Source organism: Streptomyces sp. ActVer (assembly GCF_027270795.1).
Classification (GTDB): Bacteria; Actinomycetota; Actinomycetes; order Streptomycetales; family Streptomycetaceae; genus Streptomyces; species Streptomyces umbrinus_A.
This window is the reverse complement of record NZ_JAPWHT010000101.1, coordinates 20,189-27,188: the sequence shown is the minus strand read 5'-3', so window position 1 is coordinate 27,188 and position 7,000 is coordinate 20,189. Positions and strand designations below refer to the sequence as shown.

Sequence of the window (7,000 nt, the reverse complement as noted above, 5' to 3'; positions counted from 1 at the left end):
GCCCCGACAGCGAGCTGCCGATCGTCGTGGCCGAGCCCAGCTGCGCGGCCGCGCTGAAACGCGATGTGCCCGAACTGCTCGGCACCGAGGCCGCCCGGCGCGTCGCGGCCCGTGTCCACACCCTGACCGGCGCGTTGACCGACCTCGCCGCACCCGACTGGAGCCCACCCTCGCTGCCGGAGTCGGTGCTGCTGCAGACCCACTGCCACGAGTACGCGACCTTCGGCAGCCGCCGCCCCCGCGATCTGCTGACCCGCCTCGGGGTGGACGAGGTGACCGAGGCGGAGGGCTGCTGCGGCCTCGCCGGGAACTTCGGCTTCGAGGAACAGCACTACGACACCTCGATGGCCGTCGCCGACCTGTCGCTGCGACCACGCCTCGACGCTGCCGCGGTCGACGGCAGACCGACCGTGGTGGCCGACGGCTTCAGCTGCGCCACCCAGATCGACCACCTCGACCAGCTCGCCGGCGGCCGGGGAACCCGCGCTCTACACCTCGCGGAACTGCTCGACCCCGCCGCCCCCGCCCGTGCCGACCAGCCTGGAGACACACCGTGAGCATCCTGAACGACGTACCCAAGCAGCTGTTCATCGGCGGCAAGTGGCTGGACGCCGAAGCCGGCGCCACGATGCCTGTTGACGACCCGGCGACCGGCGAGATCCTCTGCCAGGTCGCCGACGCCGGGCCCGAGGACGCCCGGCTCGCCGAGGAAGCCGCCGTCGCGGCACAGGAGGAGTGGGCCCGTACGGCGCCCCGCGCGCGCAGCGAGATCCTGCGCCGCGCCTACGAGATCATCCTCTCCCGTACCGACGAGCTCGCCCTGCTGATGACCTCCGAGATGGGCAAGCCGCTGGCCGAGGCCCGTGGCGAAGTGGCGTACGCGGCCGAGTTCTTCCGCTGGTTCTCCGAAGAGGCGGTCCGCATCGACGGCGGCGGCTACGGCGTGCTGCCCGACGGCCGCAACCGGATGCTGCTGACGCGCCGCCCCGTCGGTCCCTGTCTGCTGATCACCCCGTGGAACTTTCCGCTGGCCATGGGCACCCGCAAGATCGGGCCCGCGATCGCGGCGGGCTGCACGATGGTGTTCAAGCCCGCCCCGCAGACCCCGCTGACCAGCCTCGCGCTGGCCGGGATCCTCCGGGAGGCGGGGCTGCCGGACGGCGTGCTGAACGTCGTCACCACCTCACGGGCCGACAAGGTCGTCGAGCCGCTCCTGAGGGGCGGCCGCATCCGCAAGCTGTCCTTCACCGGCTCCACGCAGGTCGGGCGGATCCTGCTCGCCCAGTGCGCGGACACCGTCGTACGCGCCTCGATGGAGCTGGGCGGCAACGCACCGTTCATCGTCTTCGACGACGCCGACCTCGACGCCGCCGTGGACGGCGCGATGATCGCCAAGATGCGCAACATGGGCGAGGCGTGCACGGCGGCCAACCGGTTCTTCGTGCACAGCTCCGTGGCGGACGAGTTCGCCGTGCGGCTCGCCGAACGCATGGGGGCGCTCGTCGTGGGCCCCGGCACCCAGGACGGCGTGGACGTGGGCCCGTTGATCGACGACGCGGGCCGAGCCAAGGTCGAGGAACTGGTCGCCGACGCCGTCGGTCGAGGCGCCCGGGTGCTGGTCGGCGGCGCCACTCCGGACGGGCCCGGCCGCTTCTACCCGCCGACCGTGCTGGCCGGCGTGGACCCGGGCAGCCAACTGATGGACACCGAGATCTTCGGGCCGGTGGCGGCGATCCTCACCTTCGACGACGAGGACGAGGTGATCCGCGTGGCGAACGACACCCCGTGGGGGCTCGTCGGTTACGTCTTCACCGCGGGCCTGGACCGGTCGCTGCGGGTCAGCGAACGCCTGGAGGTCGGCATGGTGGGCCTCAACACGGGGCTCGTGTCCAACCCGGCCGCCCCCTTCGGCGGCATCAAGCAGTCGGGGCTGGGCCGTGAGGGCGGCCGGGTGGGGATCGACGAGTTCCTGGAGTACCAGTACCTGGCGATGCCGGTGAAGTGACCCGCCGCGCGCCCGGCCCGCCGCTGCGGTCCGGGCGCGCGCCGGTGCGTACGGCTCAGGGGCCCGGGTCGGTTCCGTCCAGCAGAGCCACGACGCGCTCGGCCGTCTTCCGGCCTGCCCGCTGCTTGATCAGGCCTTCCTTCGCGACGGCCCGCACATGGATCGGGGTGGCCCACTCGCTCCCACGAGTCACGTCCATGGTGATCACCACCGGGTTCATGGCGAGGGCTCCGCCGCCGGTGAGCACCCGCAGGGTCACCCGGTCCGTCGTCGCTTCCAGGACCACCGGACGCGCACCGTGGGACATGCCGAAGAGCAGGGTGCGGACGCGTTCGAGGGCGGTGTCGAAATCCAGCGGCAGTTCACGGTCGAACTCGCCGACGTCGTTCCTCAGGAACCGGGAGGCGAACTTCCCACCGGGATTGATGCTGCCGAGGGCTTCCGCCAGGAGCCTGTCCTCCGGCTGCCGCATTCCGCCTCCCCCTTCTGTACCTGCCCTGTCGAGGCAGTTCGCCCAAGAGTGCGCCACCAGCCAGCGGTTTTCAACGTACTGGCCCTGGACAGCGACGCGATGATGGCAGGTATGCGCATCCGAATCGACGCCGTCGACCTGCCCGGCCGTACCAGCCCCGCCCCCGCCGACGGCAAGGTCCCGGCGTACGACAACATCCATGTCGCCGTCCAACGCCGTGACCGTCCGGCCGAACTCCTCGAACCGCACCCGGGCGACGCCAGGTCCGCGACCTGGACCCTGGAGTGCACCGCGGTCACCTCACCGACCGGCACCGAGGTCAAGGGCCCCTACGTGCAGGACCGGCTGGGCCGCCGGTTCATCTACCTGTCCTGGGGCACGGTCGACGAGTCCGGCGTCTTCAGCATGTTCCGCCGCGCCAAGCTCATGCTCGACGTCGTCCCCGAGGAGGTACTCGCCGCGGCCGCCCGCGACGGCCTGCTGGTGGCCCGCCTCGGCCTGACCGACGAACAGGGCGGCCCTCTCTGCGCCCGCGTCGAACCCCCGCACGTCACCTGGACCGCCGAACCCGCCGAGGGGGCCTGACCCGTCGCGGACAAGAGATCCTGGCGAGGTGTCGATTCGGCGCAGCGCTGTTCGTCGATGGGGTGCAGGGGCCCACAGGGGCCTCGTCAATCACTGGAGGAAACATGAAGTACATGCTGCTGGTCTGCGGAGACGACACCGCCGACGCCTCCGGCATGGCCCCCGTCGAACCCTGGGTCGAGGAGCAGGGCGTCCAGCGCGGCGTACGGCTGCACGGCCACCGTCTGCGGCTGCCCGCCGAAGCGGTCACCGTGCGGGTGCGGAACGGTGAAGTGCTGCGCAGCGACGGGCCGTTCGCGGAGACGAAGGAGTACGTCGCCGGGTACGACATCCTTGAGTGCGACAGCCTGGAGGAGGCCGTCGAGGTGGCGGCGAAGCACCCCGTGGCGACCATCGGGGCCATGGAGGTGCGCGCGTTCTGGGAGGACGAGGACGCCGAGGGGGAGATCCGCCGCCTGGACGCGGAACTGACCGCGGCCGGCCGCGAGCGGGACTTCGACCGGGCGATGGACTGCTACGCGCCTGACGTCGAGGTGTTCCACCCCGTGAGCGGTCTGGAGCAGCGCGGGATCGAGGCCCTCCGCAAGGCCGAGGAGATGTGGTTCTCCACGCTGGCCAGCCCGGTGGAGCGCGAGGTGCTCGAATTCCGCGTACGGGTCGACGAGAGCATTGCGTTCAGCCACGCGCTCGTACGGATGCGCGCCACGCTGGTCGGCGGCGGGTCGCTGGACACCACGGCGCGGGTGACCACCGGCTACCGCGCGGCGGGCGACCGCTGGCAGATCGTCCACCAGCACACGTCCGTTCCCTTCGACGCGGGCATCACGGGAGACTCCGCAACCGGATGAGGATCCGTCGCGTCCCGTCAGCCGGTCCTCAGCACCCGGTCCGCGTTGGTCACCTGCCTGCGGATGTCCCGCTTGATCGCGGCGAGTTCCCGGGTCTTCGCGCTCATCGCCCGCCGCTGGTAGGCCGCGTCGACGGAGGACCAGACGCCGACGACGTTCGTCTCGCGTTTGCACCGTACGTCCGTGCCGGCCAGAGCTGTCTCGGCCGGGGTGGCCTTCGGACCCGTGAACTCGGGGTCCTTGCCCGGCGCTCGGGTCGGATCGGCGTACTGGTGGCCCTGTCGTTTCATACAGCGCGACCACGCGCGAAAGACCTCCACCACCCGTGGATCCTTCTGCGAGTCGCTGTAGCTGCCGATGTTGATCGTGCCGACGAGCTCCCGGTTGCCGATCTTCTCCGGGTCGCCCGACAGGGCCGCCGTGGCCTCGCCCTGGCATCCGCCCGCCGGGACGGCGCGCCCGCGTTCGTCCTTGGCCGCCGGAGTGCCGTCGTCGCGGACGCCCGTCAGGAGGAGCATCTCCTCGGGTCCGGGCTTGGGCCCCGCGCTCTTCTCCTTGGTGCGGGCCGGTGCCGTGCCGGGTGCCGGGTGGTATCCGTACCGGGCGGCGAGCCGGGCATCGGTGATCCCGTACCGGTGGGCCGTGTTGGCCGGATTCAGCGTGCCGGTGTCGGGAGCGGTCTCGGTGGGGACGGGCCAGGTGTGGCCGAAACGCTTCATGCAGGACGCGGTGAGCACCGCCCGCGCCCGGAACAGCCGGGCGACCTGCCGGTCGGTGAACAGGTAGGGCTCGATGGGCAGGACCAGCGATCCCACGCCGAGCATCGTCGGCACACCGGTCACCGGTGGTGGACCGGACGGCTTCGGCCTCGGCTCGGCAGCCTGTCCCTCCGCACAGCCCGCGAGGGCGGCGGAGAGGGCGACCGCGGCCCCGATCCGCAGTGTGCGCTGCCTGGTTCGCGCCCGCATGTCATGTCCCCCTTGTGTGTGCGGCCGTACGAAGAGCCCGTACGAAGAGCCCGTACGAAGGGCCCGTCCGAAGCTCTCGGACGGGCCCGAGCCCGATGTCAGCCGACGTACCACCAGCTCATCGAGGCGTTGTTGTTCCGCACACCGTCGTTGAGCTGCCGGGCGTTGCCGGGGTAGAAGTCGTCGTAGGGAGCGCTGCCACTCGCGTTCTGGTTCTCGTTGTAGTAGATTCGCGCGGCGTGGGTCGCGTCGTTGTTCCAGGCGCGGTTCACGTTGTTCTTGACGAGCCGGCCACTGCCCTCACCGCCCGCGGCGAACGTGTGCCCGGCGAAGTCGTCGACCCAGCCGTAGTACTTGCTCCATGAGCTGTTGCTGGACGCGCTGTAGTAGAGGTAGATGTTGCCGTCCCAGTCGGCGCGCTGGGTCTGGGCGGGCGCGGACGCGTCGGCCTGGGCGGCCGCCGGAGCGGTGGCCAGGACGGTGGTCCCGGCGACGAGAGCTGCCGCGACCGCGAGGGAACCGACCATTCGACGTGCAGTTGTCACGAAGTCCTCCGTTTGCCTACGGGCGGCGACGGAAACCGTCGGCGGTTTCCGTCGCCGTTCCCCCGTGGTGACTGGCCCTGAAACTAGGCCGGTTCCCGGAGCGCGCAGGAACAGTTTCGGCCGACGCCGAAAGACCAGGGCTGGCGAAATCGGAGCTATCGCGCCCTGCGTTCATCGGCAAGAGTGGGGCGCCTGGGGTAGCAGCCTTTCGGGGGGAAGCTGATGCTGCGTATCCATTTCAGCGCGGAGGACCTCGGCCGGATTCGCCTGGCGACCGGGCCGGATCCCGCTTGGGAAGCCCTGCTCAGCCTTCATGTGCTCGGCGGTCCGGACATCGATGTCGCGCTGCGGCGATGGCGCACGCACATGAGGACGTCGTTGGAGACGGCCGCCCGGCCACTGCTTCATCTCGTTCCGCCGCGCGGGTACTCGCCCGACTTTCTGACACCGGCCGAGGGGACCACCGACCCCGAAGCGGCCGTCGACACGATCCTGTCCACCTCGCACGTTCGCCTGCGGAGGGATGTGGCGACACTCGGGCAGCAGCGCAGACTGCCCTCGTGGGCGGCAGCGCTCGCCTCGGGACTGCCCGCGGCCAGACGGGGTCTGGGCACGGCCCTGCGCACGTATCACCGGCAGGCGCTGCAGCCGTACTGGACACAGATCGGCGCCTCGGTGGACGCCGAACGGGCCCAGCGCGCCAAGGCGTTCCTGGCCGGTGGGACCGACCGGCTGCTGAGCGGGCTGCACCCCACCGTGCAATGGCGTGCGCCGGTCCTGCAGGTGTCCTATCCCGAGGACCGGGACGTGCACCTCCAGGGGCGCGGGCTGCGGCTCGTTCCCTCGTACTTCTGCCGGGGGAGGCCCATCGCCCTGCGCGACGGCTCCCTCTCCCCGGTGCTGGTGTATCCCGTGAACCGCGGCATCGACGCCTTGCGGCCCGGCGGCGCCGTGGGGAGAGCGAGCGCACTCGACCGGCTTCTCGGCCGCACCCGGGCGGCGACCCTCGCCACGATCGCGGAAGCGGAGAACGCGACCGGCAACGAGATCGCCCGCCGCCTGGCCATCTCGCCCGCGTCGGTCAGCGAACACGCGACCGTACTGCGTGACGCGGGCCTGATTCACAGCCTGCGCGTACGCAACACCATGCGCCACACCCTCACGCCTCTGGGCACGGAACTCCTGGACGGCCGAGCGGCACGACTGGGCTACGCGGCAGAGCAGGGCGACGCGGGCGGTGCGGCGGGGGCGCTTGCTCCGTCGACCAGATGAGCAACTCGGTTTTTCCGCCGAGCAACTTGGGCTTGGGGGGGCGACAGACACCGGTGTCGGAGGCCGGTGCATGGACGGGGACGGGGACGGGGACGGGTCGTTCGTCGACAGGTAGTACGGCGACAGGCCGTCCGGCGACGGGTAGTCCAGCGGCAAGCCGTACGGCGTGCTCGTGCTCGCTGGTCGCTCGCCGAACCCGGGCGTCTCCCCGCCACTCCGGCCGGTGTTCTCGCCGCGCAGCACTGCCCGGGGCCCTGATCGGCTGTTTGGAGCAGGTGCGCGAGCGGTGGGCCGCGGGCGAGTCG

At 71.2% G+C, this 7,000-nt stretch carries 7 protein-coding genes and 1 pseudogene; 5 read left to right on the top strand and 3 right to left on the bottom strand.

What is annotated here, in order from left to right; genetic code table 11:
- Positions 1 to 557 (top strand): annotated as a pseudogene (locus tag O3Q52_RS18575) (FAD-binding oxidoreductase); the annotation flags it as partial.
- Positions 558 to 562: 5 nt separating this feature from the next.
- Entirely contained in the window at positions 563 to 2,005 is a 1,443-nt protein-coding gene (locus tag O3Q52_RS18570; protein WP_269649901.1) for an NAD-dependent succinate-semialdehyde dehydrogenase, read from the top strand.
- 55 nt (positions 2,006 to 2,060) lie between these two features.
- Here the strand turns inward: O3Q52_RS18570 and O3Q52_RS18565 are convergent, their stop codons facing one another.
- Complete coding sequence (locus O3Q52_RS18565) at positions 2,061 to 2,477, bottom strand: hypothetical protein (protein WP_269649898.1); 417 nt, start codon at positions 2,475 to 2,477, stop codon at positions 2,061 to 2,063.
- Between the two features lie 111 nt (positions 2,478 to 2,588).
- Here O3Q52_RS18565 and O3Q52_RS18560 point away from each other — a divergent pair, with 111 nt between their 5' ends.
- Entirely contained in the window at positions 2,589 to 3,062 is a 474-nt protein-coding gene (locus O3Q52_RS18560) for a DUF5990 family protein (RefSeq protein WP_269649897.1), read from the top strand.
- A gap of 104 nt (positions 3,063 to 3,166) precedes the next feature.
- Entirely contained in the window at positions 3,167 to 3,910 is a 744-nt protein-coding gene (locus O3Q52_RS18555) for a nuclear transport factor 2 family protein (RefSeq protein WP_269649896.1), read from the top strand.
- A 17-nt stretch (positions 3,911 to 3,927) separates the two neighbouring features.
- Here O3Q52_RS18555 and O3Q52_RS18550 read toward each other — a convergent pair whose 3' ends face one another.
- Positions 3,928 to 4,878: a hypothetical protein gene (locus tag O3Q52_RS18550; protein WP_269649895.1), complete on the bottom strand. Its 951-nt coding sequence runs from the start codon at positions 4,876 to 4,878 to the stop codon at positions 3,928 to 3,930.
- A 98-nt stretch (positions 4,879 to 4,976) separates the two neighbouring features.
- Positions 4,977 to 5,423: a hypothetical protein gene (locus O3Q52_RS18545; protein WP_269649894.1), complete on the bottom strand. Its 447-nt coding sequence runs from the start codon at positions 5,421 to 5,423 to the stop codon at positions 4,977 to 4,979.
- Between the two features lie 222 nt (positions 5,424 to 5,645).
- Here O3Q52_RS18545 and O3Q52_RS18540 point away from each other — a divergent pair, with 222 nt between their 5' ends.
- Positions 5,646 to 6,695: a winged helix-turn-helix domain-containing protein gene (locus O3Q52_RS18540; protein ID WP_269649893.1), complete on the top strand. Its 1,050-nt coding sequence runs from the start codon at positions 5,646 to 5,648 to the stop codon at positions 6,693 to 6,695.
- Positions 6,696 to 7,000: the final 305 nt, after the last annotated feature.